Origin of the sequence: Sulfurivirga caldicuralii (assembly GCF_900141795.1) — a bacterium.
GTDB classification, from domain to species: Bacteria; Pseudomonadota; Gammaproteobacteria; order Thiomicrospirales; family Thiomicrospiraceae; genus Sulfurivirga; species Sulfurivirga caldicuralii.
Genome location: NZ_FSRE01000001.1, coordinates 157,858 through 178,613 on the forward strand (window position 1 = coordinate 157,858; position 20,756 = coordinate 178,613).

General features: G+C 62.1%; 17 protein-coding genes. 5 read left to right on the plus strand and 12 right to left on the minus strand.

Features of this window, described 5'->3' with window-relative positions; genetic code table 11:
* Positions 1 to 247: 247 nt before the first annotated feature.
* The 4 genes from gyrB to BUQ81_RS08680 all read left to right on the plus strand — a co-directional run bounded on the left by gyrB (position 248) and on the right by BUQ81_RS08680 (position 4,871).
* On the plus strand, positions 248 to 2,692 hold the full coding sequence (gene gyrB, locus BUQ81_RS00825) for a DNA topoisomerase (ATP-hydrolyzing) subunit B (protein ID WP_074200505.1): 2,445 nt from the start codon (positions 248 to 250) through the stop codon (positions 2,690 to 2,692).
* 198 nt (positions 2,693 to 2,890) lie between these two features.
* A complete protein-coding gene (locus BUQ81_RS00830) occupies positions 2,891 to 3,829 on the plus strand; it encodes a phosphoribulokinase (protein ID WP_074200506.1) in 939 nt (312 codons plus the stop codon).
* Between the two features lie 68 nt (positions 3,830 to 3,897).
* Complete coding sequence (locus tag BUQ81_RS00835; protein WP_074200507.1) at positions 3,898 to 4,617, plus strand: biotin--[acetyl-CoA-carboxylase] ligase; 720 nt, start codon at positions 3,898 to 3,900, stop codon at positions 4,615 to 4,617.
* 83 nt (positions 4,618 to 4,700) lie between these two features.
* Positions 4,701 to 4,871 carry a hypothetical protein gene (locus tag BUQ81_RS08680; protein ID WP_159432244.1) on the plus strand — a complete coding sequence of 57 codons (171 nt, stop codon included), beginning with the start codon at positions 4,701 to 4,703 and terminating at the stop codon, positions 4,869 to 4,871.
* 86 nt (positions 4,872 to 4,957) lie between these two features.
* Here BUQ81_RS08680 and BUQ81_RS00840 read toward each other — a convergent pair whose 3' ends face one another.
* Together BUQ81_RS00840 and BUQ81_RS00845 are read right to left on the minus strand one after the other, a co-directional pair.
* The gene (locus BUQ81_RS00840) at positions 4,958 to 6,331 is read right to left on the minus strand and encodes a TRAP transporter large permease (RefSeq protein WP_074200508.1); all 1,374 of its coding nucleotides are present in this window, start codon (positions 6,329 to 6,331) and stop codon (positions 4,958 to 4,960) included.
* Entirely contained in the window at positions 6,331 to 6,894 is a 564-nt protein-coding gene (locus tag BUQ81_RS00845; protein WP_074200509.1) for a TRAP transporter small permease subunit, read from the minus strand. The genes BUQ81_RS00840 and BUQ81_RS00845 overlap by 1 nt, the downstream gene beginning before the upstream one ends.
* Positions 6,895 to 6,971: 77 nt before the next feature.
* Here BUQ81_RS00845 and BUQ81_RS00850 point away from each other — a divergent pair, with 77 nt between their 5' ends.
* Entirely contained in the window at positions 6,972 to 9,158 is a 2,187-nt protein-coding gene (locus BUQ81_RS00850) for a primosomal protein N' (protein WP_074200510.1), read from the plus strand.
* 275 nt (positions 9,159 to 9,433) lie between these two features.
* On the opposite strand, the gene BUQ81_RS00855 is transcribed toward BUQ81_RS00850, so the two are convergent.
* The 10 genes from BUQ81_RS00855 to def are packed head-to-tail and all read right to left on the minus strand — an operon-like array spanning position 9,434 to position 20,742.
* Positions 9,434 to 10,459 (minus strand): GGDEF domain-containing protein, encoded by a 1,026-nt coding sequence (locus tag BUQ81_RS00855; RefSeq protein WP_074200511.1) that lies wholly within the window; start codon positions 10,457 to 10,459, stop codon positions 9,434 to 9,436.
* Positions 10,456 to 11,040 carry a class I SAM-dependent methyltransferase gene (locus BUQ81_RS00860; protein WP_074200512.1) on the minus strand — a complete coding sequence of 195 codons (585 nt, stop codon included), beginning with the start codon at positions 11,038 to 11,040 and terminating at the stop codon, positions 10,456 to 10,458. Before BUQ81_RS00860 ends, BUQ81_RS00855 begins: the two co-directional genes overlap by 4 nt.
* Positions 11,041 to 11,046: 6 nt before the next feature.
* Entirely contained in the window at positions 11,047 to 12,498 is a 1,452-nt protein-coding gene (locus BUQ81_RS00865; RefSeq protein ID WP_074200513.1) for a TrkH family potassium uptake protein, read from the minus strand.
* Positions 12,498 to 13,901 (minus strand): Trk system potassium transporter TrkA, encoded by a 1,404-nt coding sequence (gene trkA, locus BUQ81_RS00870; RefSeq protein ID WP_074200514.1) that lies wholly within the window; start codon positions 13,899 to 13,901, stop codon positions 12,498 to 12,500. The genes BUQ81_RS00865 and trkA overlap by 1 nt, the downstream gene beginning before the upstream one ends.
* A 10-nt stretch (positions 13,902 to 13,911) precedes the next feature.
* The gene (locus BUQ81_RS00875) at positions 13,912 to 15,267 is read right to left on the minus strand and encodes a sigma-54-dependent transcriptional regulator (RefSeq protein ID WP_074200515.1); all 1,356 of its coding nucleotides are present in this window, start codon (positions 15,265 to 15,267) and stop codon (positions 13,912 to 13,914) included.
* Complete coding sequence (locus BUQ81_RS00880; protein WP_074200516.1) at positions 15,264 to 17,426, minus strand: sensor histidine kinase; 2,163 nt, start codon at positions 17,424 to 17,426, stop codon at positions 15,264 to 15,266. Before BUQ81_RS00880 ends, BUQ81_RS00875 begins: the two co-directional genes overlap by 4 nt.
* Positions 17,414 to 18,028, minus strand: a complete 615-nt coding sequence (locus tag BUQ81_RS00885) for a DUF4390 domain-containing protein (RefSeq protein WP_074200517.1) — start codon at positions 18,026 to 18,028, stop codon at positions 17,414 to 17,416. The genes BUQ81_RS00880 and BUQ81_RS00885 overlap by 13 nt, the downstream gene beginning before the upstream one ends.
* Positions 18,003 to 19,304 carry a 16S rRNA (cytosine(967)-C(5))-methyltransferase RsmB gene (gene rsmB / locus BUQ81_RS00890; protein WP_074200518.1) on the minus strand — a complete coding sequence of 434 codons (1,302 nt, stop codon included), beginning with the start codon at positions 19,302 to 19,304 and terminating at the stop codon, positions 18,003 to 18,005. The genes BUQ81_RS00885 and rsmB overlap by 26 nt, the downstream gene beginning before the upstream one ends.
* Complete coding sequence (gene fmt / locus BUQ81_RS00895) at positions 19,301 to 20,239, minus strand: methionyl-tRNA formyltransferase (protein ID WP_074200519.1); 939 nt, start codon at positions 20,237 to 20,239, stop codon at positions 19,301 to 19,303. The genes rsmB and fmt overlap by 4 nt, the downstream gene beginning before the upstream one ends.
* Entirely contained in the window at positions 20,236 to 20,742 is a 507-nt protein-coding gene (def, locus tag BUQ81_RS00900) for a peptide deformylase (protein ID WP_074200520.1), read from the minus strand. The genes fmt and def overlap by 4 nt, the downstream gene beginning before the upstream one ends.
* Positions 20,743 to 20,756: the final 14 nt, after the last annotated feature.

Here is a 20,756-nt window from a genome sequence, read left to right on the forward strand (position 1 = left end):
GCAAGGCGCGAGCCGCAGGGCTTGGTGGGTCCAAATCCAAGGCGAGCAACGCCGCAGGTGCTGCCATCCTGCCGCAACCCGAAGGGACAGGGCGATGCTGGCCCAATGCCGTGTTGCGGCGCGCTTGCATGGAATAACCATGCTGCACTTACCGCGCCTTGCCTTGAACCAGAATCGCCACTGTCGCGGCCGTTCAGAGGATGCGCGGAGGTGCCGGCCACTTAAACCGATAGGAAAACAGCCCTCTATGGCACAGCACGATCCCGCACAGCAATCCAGTTACGATTCCTCCTCCATCAAGGTTCTCAAGGGGCTCGAAGCCGTCCGCAAGCGTCCCGGCATGTATATCGGCGATACCGATGACGGCACCGGCCTGCACCACATGGTCTTCGAGGTGGTGGACAACGCCATCGACGAAGCCCTTGCTGGCTACTGCGATACCATCAAGGTCACCTTGCACCTGGACGGCTCCGTGTCCGTGTCCGACAACGGCCGCGGCATCCCTACGGACATACATCCGGAGGAAGGGCGTTCGGCTGCCGAAGTGATCATGACCGTGCTGCACGCGGGCGGCAAGTTCGACGATAATTCCTACAAGGTCTCCGGCGGTCTGCACGGCGTGGGGGTGTCGGTGGTGAATGCCCTGTCCGAGCACCTGTGGCTGACCATCAAGCGCGACGGCAAGATCTGGCAGCAGGAATACCAGCTGGGCGAGCCGCTCTATCCCCTCAAGGTGGTGGGCGAGACGGACGAAACCGGCACCGAGGTGCGCTTTCTGCCCAGTCCCGACATCTTTGCCATTACCGAATTCGACTTTGATGTGCTGCGCACGCGCTTGCAGGAGCTGTCGTTCCTCAACTCCGGCGTGCACATTGAGCTGATCGACCTGCGCGTGGAGCCGCCACGGGAAGAGGTGTTCGAATACGAAGGCGGCCTCAAGGCGTTTGTGGAGCACATCAACCGCAACCGCACGCCGATTCATCCGCACATCTTTTCCTACATCGCCGAGAAGGACGGCATCACCGTCGAGATCGCCATGCAGTGGTCCGATGCCTATCAGGAGCACATCTACGCCTTTACCAACAACATTCCGCAGAAGGATGGTGGCACCCACATGGCCGGCTTCCGCGCCGCACTGACGCGCACCCTCAACAGCTACATGGAAAAGGAAGGGCTGGCGAAGAAGTACAAGATCAACATCTCCGGCGACGATGCCCGCGAGGGGCTGGCGGCCGTGGTGTCAGTGAAGGTACCCGATCCCAAGTTCTCTTCCCAGACCAAGGAGAAGCTGGTTTCCTCCGAAGTGAAATCGGTGGTGGAATCCACCATGAACGAAAAGCTGGCGGAATTCCTGCTGGAGTTCCCGCAGGACGCCAAGGCCATCGTTGGCAAGATCGTCGATGCCGCCCGCGCTCGCGAGGCCGCGCGCAAAGCACGCGAGATGACGCGCCGCAAGGGGGCATTGGACATAGCCGGGCTGCCCGGCAAGCTGGCCGACTGCCAGGAAAAGGATCCCGCCCTGTCCGAGCTGTATCTGGTGGAGGGCGACTCCGCCGGTGGTTCAGCCAAGCAGGGGCGCGACCGCCGCACCCAGGCGATCCTGCCGCTGAAGGGCAAGATTCTCAATGTGGAAAAGGCCCGTTTCGACAAGATGCTGCAGTCCGCCGAGGTGGGCACGCTCATTACTGCACTGGGGTGCGGCATTGGTGCCGAGGACTATGATCCGGACAAGCTGCGCTACCATCGCATCATCATCATGACCGATGCCGACGTGGACGGCTCGCACATCCGCACCCTGCTGCTCACCTTCTTTTACCGGCAGATGCCGGAGCTGGTGGAGCGCGGGCACATCTACATCGCCCAGCCGCCGCTGTACAAGGTGAAAAAGGGCAAGCAGGAAGCCTATCTCAAGGATGACGCCGAGCTGGACAGCTACCTGCTCAACCAGGCACTGGAAGGCGCGCAACTACTGCCGGGCAGCGGTGAGCCGCCCATCAGCGGCGTGGCGCTGGGGCGTCTGGCGGAAGCCTGGCTGGCCGCTCAGCGCGTCATAGATCGCCTGAGCCGCCGTTACCGCCGTGAACTGTTGCAGGCGCTGCTGGCGCTGTCACCCGTGACGCTTGAAATGCTGGATGATGAAACGGCGCTGAATGCCTGGGCCGAGCAGGGGCAGGCGCTGCTGAACGCTATGGCGGCGGACGGAAAGGTCCATTTTGCCGTGCGTGTCGAGCCGGCATTCGAAGGCGATCAGGCGTATCAACTGCGCTTGGAGGTGCGCGAGCACGGCACCCTGTCCAGCCAGACCTTGGGTGCGCCGTTCTTTGCCAGCAAGGAGTACCGTCAACTGGCGGAAACAGCACGGCTGCTGGAGGGTCTGCTGCAGGCCGACGCGACTGTTCAGCGTGACGAAAAGGCGCAGCCGGTGCGCGACTTTGGCGAAGCGCTCGACTGGCTGCTGGGTGAAGCCAAGCGCGGCATGACCATTCAGCGCTACAAGGGTCTGGGTGAAATGAATCCGGAACAGCTGTGGGAAACCACCATGAACCCGGAAACCCGCCGTCTGCTGCAGGTCACCATCAAGGATGCCATGCTGGCGGACGAAGTGTTCACCACGCTGATGGGGGATGCGGTGGAGCCGCGTCGTGCCTTTATCGAAGAAAATGCGCTGGCGGTGGAAAACCTGGACGTGTAAACGCGCCTGTCACGGGGCTGTCATCGAAAGGGGTGGCAAAACCGTGTAAAATAGTTGAAATCGCCAAAAAAACCATCAGACCAAGTGCCTGCCCCGTCTCGTCAGGTGCTGAAAAAATTGCTTTTGAAAAAAGTCGGGGACCCCCCTTGAGAACACGGGTTCGTTAGGGTGCCCCGCCGATTAACCAAGGAGACAGCCATGTCTGCAGTACATCCCATCGTGGCCGTGGTCGGTTCGTCCGGCGCCGGCACGTCATTCGTGAAAAAGGCCTTTGAAAACATCTTTGAGCGTGAAGGCCTGAATCCTGCCATCATCGAAGGTGACAGCTTCCACAAGTACGATCGCGCTACCATGCGCCAGAAAGTGGCCGAGAGCAAGGAAAAGGGCTGCCGTCCGCTGACCCACTTCTCCGAGCACGCCAACCTGTTCGACAAGCTGGAGGAGCTGTTCAAGACCTACCGTGAAACCGGCACCGGAAAGCGCCGCTACTACATTCACTCCGAGGAAGAGGCGGAATTCCACAACAAGCGCCTCGGCACCAACCTGAAGCCGGGCGAGTTCACGCCGTGGGAAGATTTGCCGGAAGGCACCGACCTGCTGTTCTACGAAGGTCTGCACGGCATGGTGCGCAAGGTGAAGTACCTGCACGAAGGGGAGAAGCCCTACAATGTCGCCCAGTATGTGGATCTGGGCGTGGGTGTGGCTCCGGCGGTGAACATCGAGTGGATGCAGAAGATCTACCGCGACACCAGCGAGCGTCCCTACACCGTGGAAGACGTGCACAAGATCATCCTGGAGCGCATGCCCGACTATGTGGACTACATCGTGCCCCAGTTCCACCGCACGCACATCAACTTCCACCGTGTGCCCCTGATCGATACCTCTGATCCGTTCTCCACTGAAGAGGGCACGCTGCCCAGCGTCCCCGCACCGGAAGACTCTCTGATGGTGACCCACGTGCGCATCAAGGATCAACTGAACCTGCCGGAAATCGCCGAGCAGATTCCGGGTGCCTGGATGCAGCGCGACGACACCCTGGTGTACAACAGCAAGTACTTTGTTGACGCCATGGATCTGATCCTGACCCCGCTGATCAAGCAGCTGATCGAGAAAAAGCGCAAGGCGCTGGGGCAGTAATCCATCATGTTGCGTGCATGACCGCAAAACCCCGCTTCGGCGGGGTTTTGCGTTTCTGGAGGTGCAAGATGGTCTGGACCCATGCGGACATGCAGCAGTGGTGGCAGGATGATCTCCCCTGCGAAAGCGTTGTCCTGCTTGAAGTGGATTCCACCAGTGCCTGGTTGAAGCAACAGCGGCCGGAGAAAGCCACGCTGGTTGTAGCCTATTCCCAGACGGCCGGCTACGGCCAGCAGGGACGGAGCTGGGGAATGCGCCCCGGACGGGATCTGGTGTTTTCCCTGTGGCTGCCGGATGCAAGCGGGATTGAGGACTTTGCCACCCTGACACCCTGGCTGGCCTTTCAGTTGCGCGCTGCCCTGCAGCCGCTCAGCGAGGATGCGCTCACCTGCAAATGGCCTAACGATCTCTACAATCCGGCAGGTAAGGTCAGCGGCACGCTGGTGGAGCGTCAGGGCAGGGGGCTGATTGTGGGCACTGGGATCAACTGGCTGCGCACGCAACACCACCCCTACGCGCTCGCCAAGGAGCATCTGCCTGAGCACTGGCTTGCAGACTGGACGGCCTTCCTATTGCATAAACTGCCCACTTATCAGCGTGGTCAGTGGCTGAATGTTCAGCCGCAATGGGCAGCTGTGGACTGGTTTCGGCAGGACGAAGCGGTGGTGGATCAGTGCGGGCGGCGCTGGACCTATGTGGGGGTGGATGAGCTGGGGCGCATTTGTCTGCAGCAGCAGGGGGAACGGCATTGTTTTGCGACGGGAAAAATTTCCTTAAAACGCGTATAAGATAGTTTTTATTTGACCAGATATTGCGAATATTCCAACATTAAAAATCGTTGACCTTAATGTGTCTCAGAGAAGGGGTCCCCATGACCTTATTTGATGCCGAGTGGATACAACGGTTTGCCGACGCATGGAATGCCGACAGTGAACTCACGGGTGCACTGGAGAAAATCGGCTTCAATTCCGTGATTGGCTACGGTTTTACCGGGGGGAGGACGCGCCGCGGGGTGTCATCACCGTGGAAAAAGGTCGCGTGACGGCAGGGGGTGTCTATAACGGTGAAAGCGCCTGAGGTCCCGGGGAAGTCTGTTGTCTTCCAGCCCCGCCTTGACGGGGCTTTTTCTTACCCGCCGTAAAGCAGCTTCGGCAGCCAGGTGACTAGCTGTGGCCACAGCCACAGAATGGCCAGCATCAGCAGCTGCAGGCCGATAAAGGGTATCGCCCCAGCATAAATGTGCTCGGTTTTTACCTCCTTGGGGGCTACGCCGCGCAGGTAGAACAGGGCAAAGCCAAACGGCGGCGTGAGGAAGCTGGTCTGCAGCACCATGGCGATCATTACCCCCAGCCACACCGGATCCATGCCCATCATCAGCAGGATCGGCCCCACCACCGGCACCACCACATAGGTGATCTCGATAAAGTCGAGAAAGAAGCCGAGCACGAACAGCAGCAGCAGGACCACCACCAGCGCGGTGGTGGCACCGCCTGGCAGCTGATGCAGCCACTCGCGCACCACATCGTCGCCACCGAGGCCGCGGAACACCAGCGAAAAGAAGGCGGCACCGATAAAGATCATGAAGATCATGCTGGTGGTGGTCAGGGTATCGCGCATTACGGCCTGCAGGCGCTTCAAGGTCAGTTCACGCTTGACGATCCCCAGCACCAGCGCACCGAAGGCCCCCAGTGCGGCCGACTCCGTAGGCGTGGCAAAACCAGCCAGAATGGAGCCCAGCACCACCACGATCAGCAACAGCGGCGGCAGCATCGCGGTAAAGACGCGGCGAATCAGTAGCGGGGTAATCTCCACCTTGTGGCGCACCGGCAGGCGCTCGGGGCGGATAAAGCTCATCAGCACCACATAGGCCATGTAGAGCACCACCAGCAGCAGGCCGGGAATAAAGGCACCGGCAAACAGATCGCCTACCGATACCGGCTCCGGGGAGAAGAGTCCCTGAGCCAGCTGCGCCTGCTGATAGGCGTTGGAAATGACGTCGCCCAGCAGAATCAGCACGATGGAGGGCGGGATAATCTGCCCCAGGGTACCCGAGGCGGTAATCACCCCGCTGGCGAGCCGAGGGTCGTAGCCCTGTCGCAGCATGGCAGGGAGCGCCAGCACACCCATGGCCACCACCGTAGCACCGACGATACCGGTGCTGGCCGCCAGCAGCATGCCCACCAGAATCACCGCCAGCGCCAGTCCCCCGCGCACGTTATTCAAGAGCTCGCCCAGTGTGGAGAGCAGCTCATCGGCGATGCGCGTCTTCTCCAAAATCAGCCCCATGAGCACGAACAGCGGCACCGCCAGCAGGGTTTCGTTGTTCATGATGGCGAAAATGCGGTTGGGGATGCTCTGCAGAAACGCCATGTCGAATGCGCCCAGCGCAGTGGCCAGTAGCGCAAACAGCAGCGAGGCGCCGCCGAGGGTAAAGGCGACCGGGAAACCCAGCAGCAGGGCAAGGAAAATAACCACGAACAGCAACAGTGCCAGCCACGCCATTACACGGCCTCCTGTTCCAGATCTTCTTCGGGCGTGATTTCCGCCCACAGCGGTGCGGCCTTGTCCGGTGCCGTGAGCGTCAGCCACCATAGCCCCAGCCCGCTGAGCGCCTGCAGCAGCATCAACACCGGCATTATGAAGATCAGCGTTTTCAACAGCCACACGTAGGGCAGGCCGGAGTCTTCCGTCGAGCGTTCGTGAATGGCCCAGCTGGCCGCCACATAGTCCCAGCTGGCATAAAGAATAAAGCCCATCATCGGCAGCACGAACAGGACGATGCCGGCGATATTGATCCAGGCGCGGGTGCGCTCACTGGCGCGGGTATAAAAGATGTCCACACGCACGTGGGCATCGCGCAGCCACGTGTAGGCCGCCCCCAGCATGAAGGCGGTAGCGTGGATGTAAATAAGGCTTTCCTGCAGGGCGATGGAGCCGGTATTGAAGCCATAGCGCAGCACCACCACCAGTGTGGTCAGCAGTGCCAGCAGCAGTGTCAGCCACGCCACGGCGTGGCCCAGCCGTCGTTGCAGGCGGTTGTGCCAGCGGATAAGGGTTGTCAGCATGGGATCGGTCTCGTCCTGTTCATGGTGTACGCCTTGCGTGCATTGACTTTTTTCGAGCTTGCTATATTTTAGCCGCTATGACCTTACACCGTATTGCCGTGGCCGTGCCTGGCCCCTTTCCCTTTGCGCTGACCTATCTGAGCGATGTGCCCGTGCCGGCCGGGGTCCGGGTGGAAGTCCCGCTGCGGGGACGCAAGGTGGTCGGGGTGGTGCTCGATGTGCCTGCGGACGACACCCTGCCGGAATACAGGCTCAAGTCGATTGCTCGCATACTGGATGAAGCGCCGGTTCTGGATGAGACGCTATTGACGTTCGTACAGCGGCTGGCAGCCTATTACCATGCCCCGCTGGGCGAGGTGATGCAGCTGGCGCTGCCTGTGGCATTGCGGCAGGGCAAGCCCATGGCAGTGGCCGATGTGCCGCTGTGGCAGCTGACTGAGGCTGGGCGGCAGCAGGCCGTGGAAGATCTGCCGACGCGAGCAGTGCGGCAGCGTCGGCTGCTGGCCCATCTGCGAGCGGTGGGCAGTGCCGATGCCGAGGCGCTGAGGGGGGTCAGTGAGGACTGGCGTGGGACGCTGCGTCGCTTTGAAGAAAAGGGTTGGGTGGAGGTGCGCACGCGTCCCTGCCTGGCGCGAAAGGTTGAGCCGGACCCGCGCCATGACCTGAATGCGGCGCAAGAGGCGGTGGTGTCTGCCATTGACACAGACACGTTTGGCGTGCACCTGCTGCAGGGGGTGACCGGCAGCGGCAAGACCGCGGTCTATCTGGCCCTGCTGGAGCGGGTGCTGGCGGCGGGCAGACAGGCGCTGGTGCTGGTGCCGGAAATCGCCCTGACCCCGCAGATGGTGGACCGTTTCGAACAGTGGCTGGGCGAGCCGGTGGTGGCGCTGCATTCCGGTCTGAACGAAACGGAGCGCCACTGCGGCTGGTGGATGCTGGCCAGCGGCCAGGCACGTGTGGCGCTGGGCACCCGCTCGGCCCTGTTCAGTCGCTTCCGAAATCTGGGCTTGATTGTGGTGGACGAGGAGCATGATCCATCTTACAAGCAGCAGGAGGGGGTGCGCTATCACGCCCGCGACATGGCCATCTGGCGGGCGCAGCAGCTGGCTATTCCCGTGGTGCTCGGTTCGGCCACCCCTTCGCTGGAAAGCCTCCACCATGCGCAGACAGGGCGTTATCAGCACCTGAGCCTGCCCGAGCGCGTAGGCGGTGGCGCTCTGCCACAGGTCAAGCTGTTGGATATTCGCGGTGAACGCATCGATGCCGGCGTGTCGGCGCCGCTGCGCCATGCTATGGCGCGCCATCTGGCGGCAGGCAACCAGGTGCTGCTGTTTCTGAACCGGCGCGGCTTTGCGCCGGTGCTCATGTGCCACGACTGCGGCTGGCAGGCCGACTGTCCTGCCTGTGATTCCCATCTCACCTACCATGCGCGCCCCGAGCATCTGCACTGTCATCACTGCGATTATCAGCGCCCCGTGCCGCCCACCTGCCCGCAGTGCGGCAGCCGCAACTGGCTGCACGTGGGGCAGGGTACCGAACGGCTGGAGGCGGCCATGGCAGACGTGTTTCCGGCGGTGCCGGTGGTGCGCATCGACCGCGATACCACGCGGCGCAAGGGCGCACTGGAGGAACAGCTGGCCAGGGTGCACGCGGGCGAGCCGATGATTCTGCTGGGCACACAGATGCTGGCCAAGGGACACGATTTTGCCAATGTATCGCTGGTGGGGCTGCTGGAGATGGACCAGGGGCTGTTTTCCCCCGATTTTCATGCGCCGGAACGCATGGCGCAGCTGATTGTGCAGGTGGCCGGTCGTGCCGGGCGTCGCGCGCAGGCCAGTGAAATTCTGTTGCAGACCCATCAGCCGGATCATCCTCTGCTGCGCACCCTGGCAGAAGGCGGCTATGAGGCCTTTGCCGAGGCCGCGCTGCAGGAGCGCCAGCTGGCCGGGCTGCCGCCGTTCAGTCATCAGGCGCTGTTGCGCGTGCGCAGCCATCACAGCGAGGCGGCACAGGCCTTTCTGACTCAGGTCACCACGGCAATGGGGATATGGCCACAGGTGGCAGACGGTTCGGTGGCGCTATGGGGGCCTGTACCGTCGCCCATGCCGCGGCGACAGGGCTACTGGCGCTGGCAGCTTCTGCTGCAGAGCGAAAGTCGCAAGCCGCTGCATGCGGTGCTGCATCGGCTGGTGCACGGCTTGTGGCGACAGACCCCTTCGGCGGTGCAGTGGTCGCTGGATGTGGATCCGGTGGATCTGTACTGAACGTGGCAATGTTGACGCCTCTTTGTGCAGGCGTGCGTGTGCCAGCAAGCAGGCGGCAGTATCGCGTCAGCTGGCAGAATCCCCCTTGAAGGAGGGGGGTCCCCGACTTTTTTCAGGTCGAATTTTTTGAGGTCAGTCGGCAAGCCTCTCCAGGGCGGCAGTTTTAGGCCGTTTTGCAGGGTTTTCTGTCGCCTGGTCAACCCATGGGGCGCTCACCTTTTCAAGCAGGCGTCAGGGTATACGCTGTAGGGGGACTGGCGGGCTTTTGCGTGCGCTTAACAGCGGGCATGGGAAAGAATCAGACGGTCGCGTCCCTGTTGCTTGGCCTGATACAGCAGCATATCGGCCTGGTGGATCAATTCGTCCAGTGTGCAGTGAATCTGCAGTGGATCCATCCAGATGATGCCGCCACTGACGGTCAGGTGGGGAGGACTCTTTCGGCCGGAGACGATGGGCACATCTTTCATGCGTTGCTGAAACCGCTGCTTCATCGCCTGTACCGCGGCAAAGTCCGGCCCCAGGGTACAGGCAAGGAACTCTTCGCCGCCCAGGCGCCCGACAATATCGTTGGGACGGTCAAAAAAGGCTTTCAGAAAACGGGCGAAGTCGCGCAGTACGCGGTCGCCTTCGGCATGGCCGGCCTCGTCGTTGATCGCCTTGAAAAAGTCCAGATCCAGATACCAGATCGAAAAGGGACGGTCTGTGCGGCGTGCTTCGTGCAGCTGCTTTTCGCACAGTTGCAGCAGGGTGGTGTGGTTGAACAGCCCGGTCAGGCCATCCAGTTCCGAAAGCCGTTTGTAGTGCAGCTTGTCCGCCTGCAGTTGCTGCTGCAGTTCGACCTCGAGGGTGATCTCCACAATCAGCCCCTGAATCAGGGTTGGGCGCCCCTGTTCGTCCCGCTGCAAAACCATTGCCTGTGAGCGAAAGTAGCGGATTGTGCCCTCTGGCGCACGGAAGGGGAAAATGTTGTCGTAGCGTTCCGCCTTGCCCTGAAGCAGCGCCTCGTAATCGACGAATACTTTGTCGGCAACGGCCTGATCCACCTTTGCAACATACCTGTTGAAGTCACCTGCAATGGGGCAGGTTTCCGCGATGGAATGACGGTATCGGCTCGGATCCAGCCCGAACATGGTGTTCATGGCGTCGTTGCAGTAGAAATAATCCGGATCCAGGTCGTAGTGGATGCACCACCAGCCGATGTCATGAAAGTCCATCAACTGTCGGGAAAAGGCAACGAAGCTTTCCAGTGCAGCCTGAGTGTCGATGGGGCAGCAGGGGTCAAGGCAGGCGAGGCGGGTCATCGTTCTGCCTTCCGGTTTTGTGCCACCGCCCAGGCATAACGGCGTTTCTCGCCGTCGTTGTCCGGGAGCCAGCCTTCGCCGTGCACATCGATGCGCCACGGCAGCAGGTGCTGCACCAGTTCGCCGCTATGCACATAGAAGTCCGGATTGCGGGGGCCGTTGGGCTGTACCGGTGCCAGAAAGGTCTGATAGAACAGGCGGCCGTTGGGTTTTACCAGCGCCTTGATGGCGTCAAAGGCATGGCGGTCCAGATAGCGGCTTACCACCACCACGTCGTAGTGGGCTTCAGGCCAGGGAAAGTGCGCCAGATCTACCTGTTTGGCGTGGATGGGCAGCTTGTAGGTGCTTGCCCAGCGGTTGAGCAGGTCAACGGCGGCGGTGCTGATGTCCCAGGCATCCACCTGCAGCCCGCACCGGGCCAGGTAGCGGGCGTTGCCGCCGAGGCCGGCAGCCAGGTCCAGTGCGCGGCCTTTCAGGGGAAGCAGGCGGGTGTGGGCCTGCAGCACCCAAGCAGGTTCTGCGGGGGTGGACAGCGCCGCGTCGGCGTATTTTTCGTCCCACTTGGCCTGCGTTGCAGTCATGGCACCTCAGCTGCGCCAGAAGGCGCGGGTAAAGATCACCAGCAGCGTGAACAGCTCCAGCCGCCCCAGCAGCATGGCGAAGGTTAAGATCCATTTTACCGGATCCGGCATGGTGGCGAAATTGCTGCCCACTTCGCCCAGTCCCGGGCCGAGGTTGTTGAGCGTGGCGGCCGCGGCGGAAAAGGCCGTCACCGGATCGATGCCGAAGGCCATGATCGCGAGGCCGATGGCGGCAAAGATGAACACATACAGGGAGAAAAAGCCCCACACCGCGCTGATGACCTGCTCCGGCACTACGCGGCCGGCCAGCTTGAGCGGAATCAGCGCATTGGGATGGAGCAGGCGCACGATTTCGCGCAGACCCTGACGGAACAACAGCAAAAAGCGGATCACCTTCATGCCGCCACCGGTGGAGCCGGCCGAGCCACCGATAAAGCTCATGATCACCAGCAAAACCGGCACGAACGCCGGCCAGCTCAGATAGTCAGTGCTGGCAAAACCGGTGGTAGTGGCCAGCGAAATGGTCTGGAAGCTGGCATAGCGCAGCGCCTGCAGCGGGTCGGCATAGGTGCTGGTCAGCCACAGATACAGGGTGCTCACCACAATGCCGCTGGTAAGCAGCAGGGTGTAGGTGCGAAACTCCGGATCGAGCCAGTAGGGACGCGGCGAGAGGGTGCGCCAGGCGGTAAAGTGCAGCGCGAAGTTGATGCCGGCCAGATACATGAACACCATGGCGATCAACTCCACTGCCACACTGTTGAAATGGCCGATGCTGGCGTCGTGGGTGGAAAAACCGCCGATGGCCACGGTGGAGAAGCTGTGGCCAATGGCGTCGAACCAGCTCATGCCGGCCAGCTTGTAGGCGACCGCGCAGGCGAGGGTCAGCAGTAGATAGATATACCACAGGGTGCGCGCCGTCTCGCTGATGCGCGGAGCCAGCTTGTTGTCCTTCATGGGCCCCGGGGTTTCGGCGCGATAGAGCTGCATGCCGCCGATGCCGAGCATGGGCAGAATGGCCACCGCCAGTACGATAATCCCCATGCCGCCGAGCCACTGCAGCTGCTGGCGGTACCACAGGATGGCGTGGGGCAGCTCGTCCAGCCCGCTGATGACGGTGGCGCCGGTGGTGGTCAGGCCGGAAAAGGATTCAAAGATGGCGTCGGTCCAGCTCAGCTGCACGTGCTGGGCATAGTGGAAGGGGATAGCACCGACCATTCCCAGCACCGTCCAGAAGAGAATGACGATCAAAAAGCCGTCCTTGATCTTGAGGTCCCCCTTCTCATGACGCAGACTGTACCACAGCGACCCACCGACCGCAGCGGTCAGCAGCAGTGTGGCCGCAAAGGAGTGGAAGGCGCCATCACCATACAGGGCGGCAATGCCCAGCGGCGGCAGCAGACTGATACTGTAGGCGCTGAGCAGAATGCCGATGATCTTGAAAATCATGCCCAGGTGCATCAGAACCACCGCTTCCTTGGCTGTTCAGGCGCGAACAGGGTATACACCTTGTCCACTGTCCTGGGATCGGCCGCAAACAGAATAATGTGGTCTTCCGCTTCCAGCTCCAGATCCTTGCGGGCGAACAGGACTTCGCCGTTGCGCACGATCGCTCCCACGGTGACCTTTTCCGGCCAGGGGATGTCGATCAGGCGCTTGCCGATCACCTGCGAGCTATTCTCTGAACCGTGCAGCACCACTTCCATCGCTTCTGCCGCCCCCCGGCGCAGGGTTACGGCGCGCACCGTATCCCCTTCGCGCAGGTAATGCAGCAGCCGGTTGGTGGTGATCTGGTCGGCGGAAATGGCCACGTCGATCTGGTTGAGGTGCAGTAGATCAATGAAGGTGTTGTTGTTGATCAGGCTGATAACGCGCTTGACGCCCAGTTTCTTGGCCAGCAGGCTGGAGATGATATTGGCCTCGTCGTAGTTGGTAACGGCAATGAACAGGCCCACTTCGTCAATGTTTTCGTCCAGCAGCAGCTCCTTGTCGGTGATGTCACCCTGCACCACGATGGCGTGGTCCAGATGTTCGGCCAGATAGCGCGCACGGCTCAGATTCTGCTCGATCACCTTGACGATGTGATCCTTTTCCAGTGCCTGCGCCAGTGCAAGACCGATATTGCCGCCGCCGGCGATCATGATGTGTCGCGAGCGGGACACCTTGGTGCCGCGCAGGGCCTGGGCGATGGTCTCGATCTGTTCGGGCCGCGCCAGAAAGAACACTTCGTCGCCCACCTCAATGGTGGTGTCGCCGCTTGGAATCACGACTTCATCGCGACGGTAGATGGCGACGATGCGGGTTTCCACGCCAGGGGGCAGCGTCGCCTTGATTTCCTGCACGGTCTTGCCCACCAGCCTGCCATCGCGGTGGGCGCGATAGGCCACCAGTCGCACCTTGCCGTCGGCAAAGTCCACCACCTGCAGTGCGCCCGGGTACTGCACCAGTCGCAGAATGTGCTCGGTCACTAGGTTTTCCGGGCTGATAAGTACGTCCACCGGCATGGCATCCGGGTTGTTGCGGTAGTCGAACAGTTCCGGGCGATTCAGGTAGGCGGTGTTGCGGATACGGGCAATCTTGGTTTGTGTTTTGTGCAGCAGGTAGGCCAGCTGACAAGCGACCAGATTGGTTTCGTCGCTGCGGGTCACGGCGATAAGCATGTCGGCCATTTCCAGCCCGGCCTCTTCCAGAATGGCCGGGTCGGACGCATGTCCGGCGATGGTGCGAATATCCAAGTGATCCTGCAGTTTCTGCAGGTGGGTGGTATCCACATCCACCAGGGTGATGTCATTGTCGGGGTCCCGGGAGAGGAGGGTGGCCAGCGAGCTGCCGACCTGTCCGGCGCCCAGAATGATAATGTTCATGGTTCGGGTCTCATGGGTTCTTGGGGTCGATGTTCAGTTGCTTGAGCTTGCGATACAGATGGGTGCGCTCCACGCCGGCCCGCTGGGCGGTTTCGGAGACATTGCCACCGGTTTCCCGCAGCAGCTGGCGCAGGTAGTCCCGTTCGAAGGCATCGCGAGCCTCCTTCAGTGGCAGGCGGGTATCGATGCTGCTCTGCTGTGGCGCCGCTGCCGGTTTCTCCAACGCGGCGCGCACTTCGGTGTCGTCAATGGGGCCTTCGCCCTGCAAAAGCAGACGCTGTAGCAGGTTCTGCAGTTCGATCAGGTTGCCGGGCCAGGTGTGCTGGCGCAGGACATTCTGTGCGCCGATGGTGAACTCGCGCCACGGCAGGCCCTGCTCCCGGGCCAGTCGGTCGGTGAAATAGGCGATCAGGTCGGGCAGGTCATCCAGCCGCTGCCGCAGCGGCGGCATGACGATTTCCGTCAGCTGCAGGCGCTGTGCCAGTTGCGGCAGCATGCGCCCCGACTCGACGGCGACGTCCAGCGGCTGCTCGCTGAGGGCAAACAGGCGAACGTCCAGGTTGACCGGATTGTCGCCGCCGATGCGCTGAAACTGCCCGTTCTGGATAATGTCCAGCAGGGTGCTCTGCAGGGTACCGTCGAGGCGGTCGATGTCGTTGATGACCAGACTGCCGCGGCGGGCGTTTTCGATCTCGCCGATGCGTACATCCTGACCGGCTTCGCGGCCAAACCAGCGCTCAGGGTCGGCGTTCAACGCCTGGGCGTCCAGCACTAAAAGTGGTCGGTTGACCCGGGGCGACTGGGCATGCACGGCGCGGGCAAACTGGTGACGGCCGCTGCCGCGTTCGCCGCGCAACAGCACCGGCATGGTGTAGCGGGCGAGGCGTTCGGCATCGGCGCGCAGTTGCTGTAGGGCGCGGCTCTTGCCCACCAGTTGATTGTCCCAGTCCTGCTGGGCGCGGAACTGACGGCTGGCGCGGTGCAGGCGCAGGTGCTTCAGGGCGCGTTCGGTGGCTACCAGCAGCTTGTTGAGCGACAGCGGCTTTTCCAGAAAGTCCCACGCCCCGAGGCGGGTGGCTTCCACCGCGGTCTCGATGGTGCCGTGGCCAGAGATCATCACCACGTTGGAGTGTTCCAGCAGGCCCTCCTCCTTCATCTGCCGCAGCAGGGTAATGCCGTCGATGTCGGGCATCCAGATGTCGAGAAAGACCACGTCGGGCGCGCCCTTGCGCCAGGCATCGCGCGCCTGTACACCGTTGGCTGCCGTGGTGACCTCGTAGCCTTCATCTTCGAGGATATCCTGCATGAGACTGCGGATATCCTTCTCGTCATCCACGACCAGAATGTGCCCGCGCGGTAATGTCATGTATGCGTCTGACCCGGTAGTTGAATATGGAAACAGGTGCCGTTCGGCCCGCTGGCCAGCTCAATCGTACCATTATGCTCTTCGACGATTTTTTTGACAATAGCCAGCCCCAGCCCGGTGCCCTGGGGCTTGCCGGTGGCATAGGGCTGAAAGATCCAGCCGGCTGCATCGGGCGGCAGACCAGGCCCGCGATCGCACACGCTGATGACCACCTCTGCGTCGTCACAGCGGGTGGACAGGGTGACGGTGGCCGTGTCCTGATTTTCCTGCACTTCGATGGCATTTTTAATGAGATTGTGCAGCAGCTGGCGCAGGCGATTGGGGTCGGCATGCAGGTTATTGCAGTGGGGATCAGCATCCAGCGTCAGCGACAGGCCGGGGCGTTGATAGAGCTGGGCCATGCTGTCGAGCAGGGCATTGACGTCCACCGGCTGTTTCTCCGGTCGCGGTGCGCGGGCATAGTCGGTAAAGGCGTCCACCAGCGCCTGCATGGTCTGCACCTGCTCGACGATGGTCTGGGTCAGCTTCTCCAGCAGGCTACGTTCGCTTTCGGGCAGGTGGCGTGCAAGCTTGAACGCCAGCCGCTCGGCGGATAGCTGAATGGGGGTGAGTGGGTTCTTGATCTCGTGGGCCAGCCGGCGGGCCACTTCGTGCCACGCAGCATTGCGCTGCGCCTGAATCAGATCAGTGATGTCGTCGATGACGAGCACGTGCCCGCCTCTGGGTTGCTCCCCCAATGGCGCGCCGTGAATGAGCAGGATGCGGGTGTGCGGTCCGTCAGCATAGGTCATCTGAACCTGCCACGGGCCAGCGGCCTTGTCCAGCAGCGGTTCCAGATGGTGCCACAGCTCGGCAAAACCGGCATGCTGCAACTGGTCCAGGCGATGGCCCGGACGGGTGCCTACGAGGCGGTTCAATTGCACGCCGAGCAGCTCTTCCGCCTGGACGTTGTAGAGGCGCAGCCGCCCGGATGCATCCAGGGTGAGCACGCCGCTGGACAGGGTGCTGATGATGGTCTGCAGATAGCTTTTCTGTAGCTCGCTCTGCTGGTGACTGATGCGGGCCGTGCGCCGTGCTCGCTTGATCTGTTCCACCATGTTGTTGAAGGAGCGCAACAGTTCGCCCAGCTCGTTGTCAGGCATTTCGTCGCGCAGGGGCTTCAGCCTGCCGGCGGCGACCTGTCGGGTGCCCAGCGTGAGCGCGCGGATGGGACGGGTGAAGTTCTGCACCAGCTGGATACTGAACAGCAGCGCCGACAGCAGTGCCATCAGCACCACCAGACTGAGCAGTAGGGTCAGCGCGGTTTTCAGCGGTTCGCGCAGGAAGGCGCGCTGCAGGTACTCCTTGTAGGCGCGTTCCGTGGTTTCGGCCGGCTTCACCAGCTGATCGGGCACCGGTACGATGGCCTGCAGCAGGGCTTTGTCGCTGCTGCGTTCGACCGGCAGCACGATGCGGAAGAACTGTCCTGGTGCCGGCTTTTCGCGCGCCTCCAGCGCTGCATAGGGCTGGCCATTGCGTACCTGGCGGAACAGGTTGTCCGGAATGGGTTGCGGCAGAATATTGACGTCGGTGCTGGCGCTGCTGAAGGCGATCAGCTGGCGGTCGGGGCTGTAGAGGCTGACCTCTTCGGCATCCAGCAGCGCGCGCAGCTTTTCCAGCGCAACGGCGGGTGAGGTGTCCAGATCATTCTGAAACAGGGTGCCGCCTTCCCGTGCCAGCTTGAGCAGATTGCGGCTGCGGCTGTCGAAGGTCAGTTGGACGACTTCGGTGGCATTTTTCAGCGCCGTTTCGGTCTTGACGTCAAACCAGGCATCGATCCCCTGCAGAATGAACTGCAGGGCAAAGAGGTAAATGATCAGAATGGGCACGCCCACCAGCGTGGTGATCATGCCGGCGAGGCGCAGGGTGATGCGGCTGCCGGGGCGGTGATTGCGGACGCTGCGCCACAGTTTGATGACGGTGCGCATCAGTAGCGTCAGCAGGACCACAAGGCCACCGATGGCGATCATCAGCAGCAGCATGTAGCTCTCGGCGAAGGTGGCCGCTTGCTGCAGGCTTTGGCTGAGCATTACCAGGGCTACCAGTGTCAGCACGGACACGGCGGTGATGGCGCCATACTGGCGCAGCAGGTTAAACAGGCTGCCGGCTATCTTTGCCATAGTTTTCGCGGGTCCACATTGGTTCGATACCAGCCGCTGTCCAGCTGCCAGTTGCGATCGCCCAGGCTTTTCAGCCACAGGGGGGCGGGCAGGCGATTCCGATTCAGGCGGAAGCGCGCTTCAATTGTATAGGCAATGCCCGGATGCAACTGGGTCATGGAGGCGACCGGGATGCCCGTGTAGGTGCCGAGCGTCTCCAGCGCTTCATCCAGCAGGTCATCGTGGCGCACGCGCCCACTGTCGATATTGAGCAGGCGCCACTGCCGTTTTTCCGGCAGATAGTCCAGCCGCAGGGAAAAGCGGGTTTCGCTGATGGTGCGCTGCAGTGGAATCAGTCCCGACAGGCGCGTGTGTTCCACCAGTCGCAGGCGGGTTTCGAAAAAGAGCGGAATGGCATGGGTGAGCGCATCGAGCATGGCTGTCGAGAGGCGTGGGCGCAGGCGTAGATCGGCCAGCACTGTTTCGTCCTCCACGTAGTGATGCAGAAACAGCATGGTGACGCTGGGGGCGGCGTCATTGGCGCTCGAGGGCAGCGGTGTGAAGCCCAGCAGAACGGTTAGCAGCAGGGTCAGCCATTCAGGCCGTTTTTTGCAGCAACGCATAATAGAACCCGTCCATATCTGCATCGCCCGGAAAGATCTGGCAGCCCGGGTTCCCGTGGCACGGCAGGTGGCTGATCGGCATCGCCTGTGCGTCGGGGGTGTCTGCCAGAAAGGCTTCCATCTGCAGGCGGTTTTCTGCCGCCAGCACCGAGCAGGTGCTGTAGAGCATCCAGCCGCCCGGCTTCAGCAGCGGCCACAGGGCGTGCAGGATGTTCGCCTGGGTGGCGGTCAGCTGCGCGATATCTGCCGGGGTACGGTGCCATTTGATGTCAGGGTGACGGCGGATGATGCCGGTGGCGGAGCAGGGGGCGTCCAGCAGAATCCTGTCGAAGGGTTTGCCGTCCCACCAGTCGTCGGGTTTGGCGGCGTTCCCTTGGCGCACCTGTGCGTGCAGGTCGAGCCTTTGCAGGTTTTCCTGCAGCCGGGGAATGCGCTGCGGATCCTTTTCCAGTGCCAGCACATAGGCTTTGTCACGCGTCAGTTCCAGCAGGTGGGTTGTCTTGCCGCCAGGGGCGGCACAGGCATCGAGAATGCGCTCGCCCGGTTTGGGATCGAGCAGAAAGCCCGCCTGCTGCGCAGCCACGTCCTGCACGCTGAAGGCGCCTTCGGCATAGCCGGGCAGGCGGGTGACGTCGCAGGGCGTTTCCAGAATGACCGCCTGGGGCGACAGGGCGTGAGGCAGAGGTTTCTGTGCGGCCACCTCGGGCAGGGCCATCCAGCTGTTGCGGTCAGTTTTCAGTGGGTTGATGCGCAGGCTGAGCGGCGGGTTCTGGTTGTTGGCCTCGAGAATGGTTTCCCACGCTTCGGGCCAGTCGGCTTTGAGACGTTCGATCAGCCAGTCAGGGTGGCTGTAGCGGGCCCGTTCGCAGCAGGCCAGCCATTGGGCACGGGTGTCGGGGGATGTGCGGGCAAAATTGCGCAGCACGCCGTTGATGAGGCCGCGGGCCCAGGCCTTCTTTTTTGGCAGCAGGCGCACGCTTTCGTTTACGGCAGCGTGGGCCGGAATGGCGTCCATGCAGTGCAGTTGATAGAGGCCCATGAGCAGCAGCAGCTCGATGTCGCGATCCTTGTTTTTCAGTGGCTTGTGCAGCAGCGGTCGCAGCAGCGCGCGCAGGCTTTCCAGCCAGCGCAGTACGCCATAGAGCAGGTTCTGCAACAGCGCGCGTTCGGCCGGTGGACACTGCTGCAACAGGGGTGGGAGCACCGCACTGAGTGAGCGACCGTCGATAATGACGGCCTGCAGGCCTTCCCACGCGAGGCGTCGGGCGTCGCTCATGCCTCACCCAGTCGTGTGCCCAGCAGGGCGTGCCCGTTGGCAAAATCGGCCGCCGCCATGGGGCGCTTGCCTGCCGGTTGCAGGCCGTGCACCCGCAACGTGCCCTCGCCGGTGGCAATATCGATGCCGTCACGGTGCACCGCCGTGACAGTGCCGGGCGCCGCTGCGCTTTGCTCGGGCAGGGCGGTGGCGGTGAGCAGCTTGAGTGGTTTCCCCTGCCAGCTGGTATACGCCGTAGGCCACGGATTGAAGGCGTGGATCTTGCGCTTGATGACGGCGGCGGGCTGCTGCCAGTCGATGGCGCCCTCTTCCTTGCGCAGCTTGGCAGCGTAGGTGGCTTCGCTGTCGTTCTGTGGCTCTGGCACCAGGCTGTCCAGCTGGTCCAGCGTTTCCACAATAGCCTCTGCACCCAGCTGGCTGAGGCGATCGTGCAGGGTCTGGGCGGTATCTTCTTCCAGAATGGGGGTGCGCTTTTTCAGCAGCATGGGGCCGGTGTCGAGGCCGGCATCCATCTGCATGATGGTCACGCCGGTCTCTGCATCGCCTGCTTCGATGGCGCGCTGAATGGGTGCGGCTCCACGCCAACGGGGCAGCAGGGAGGCGTGAATGTTGAGGCAGCCGTGTGTGGGGATGTCGAGCACGGCCTGTGGCAGAATGAGGCCGTAGGCAACCACCACCATCACGTCCGGCCGCAGTGCGGCCAGCTGCGCCAGGGCATCGGCGTTGCGCAGCGTTTGCGGCTGAAAAACGGGCAGATTATGCTCAAGGGCCTTGGCTTTCACCGGGCTGGGGCGCAGTTTCATGCCCCGCCCCGCGGGGCGATCCGGTTGGGTATAGACGCCGACGATCTCATGCCCGGCTTTCAACAGCGCCTGCAGCGGCGGCACGGAAAAGTCGGGGGTGCCGGCAAAGACAATGCGCAGCGGTTTGCTCATGCGTCGCCCCGCTGCTTCAGCTCCTTGCGGTATTTCTGCATCAGGCGGTTGCGCTTCAGTGCCGAGAGGTGATCGATAAACAGCACGCCGTTGAGGTGGTCGATCTCGTGCTGCAGGCATACCGCCAGCAGGTCTTCCGCCTCGATCTCCACGGGCTTGCCGTCGCGGTCCAGTCCGCGCACCTTCACCTTGCTGGGGCGGCGCACCTTGGCATAGACGCCAGGCAGGGAGAGGCAGCCCTCTTCGTAGTCGATGACGCCGGCGCTGTCCACGATCTCCGGGTTCACCAAAGCGATGGGCTGAGACTTGTCTTCGCTCACATCGGCCACCAGCACGCGAATGTCTTCCCCCACCTGCGGGGCCGCAAGACCGATACCCGGTGCTTCGTACATGGTGTAGAGCATGTCGTCGATCAGGGTGGCGATGCGGTCGGACATCTCCACCGGCTTGCACTCGGTGCGTAGAATTTCATCAGGATAGAGTCGAATCGGCAACGCGGCCATGCTATCTTTTCCTT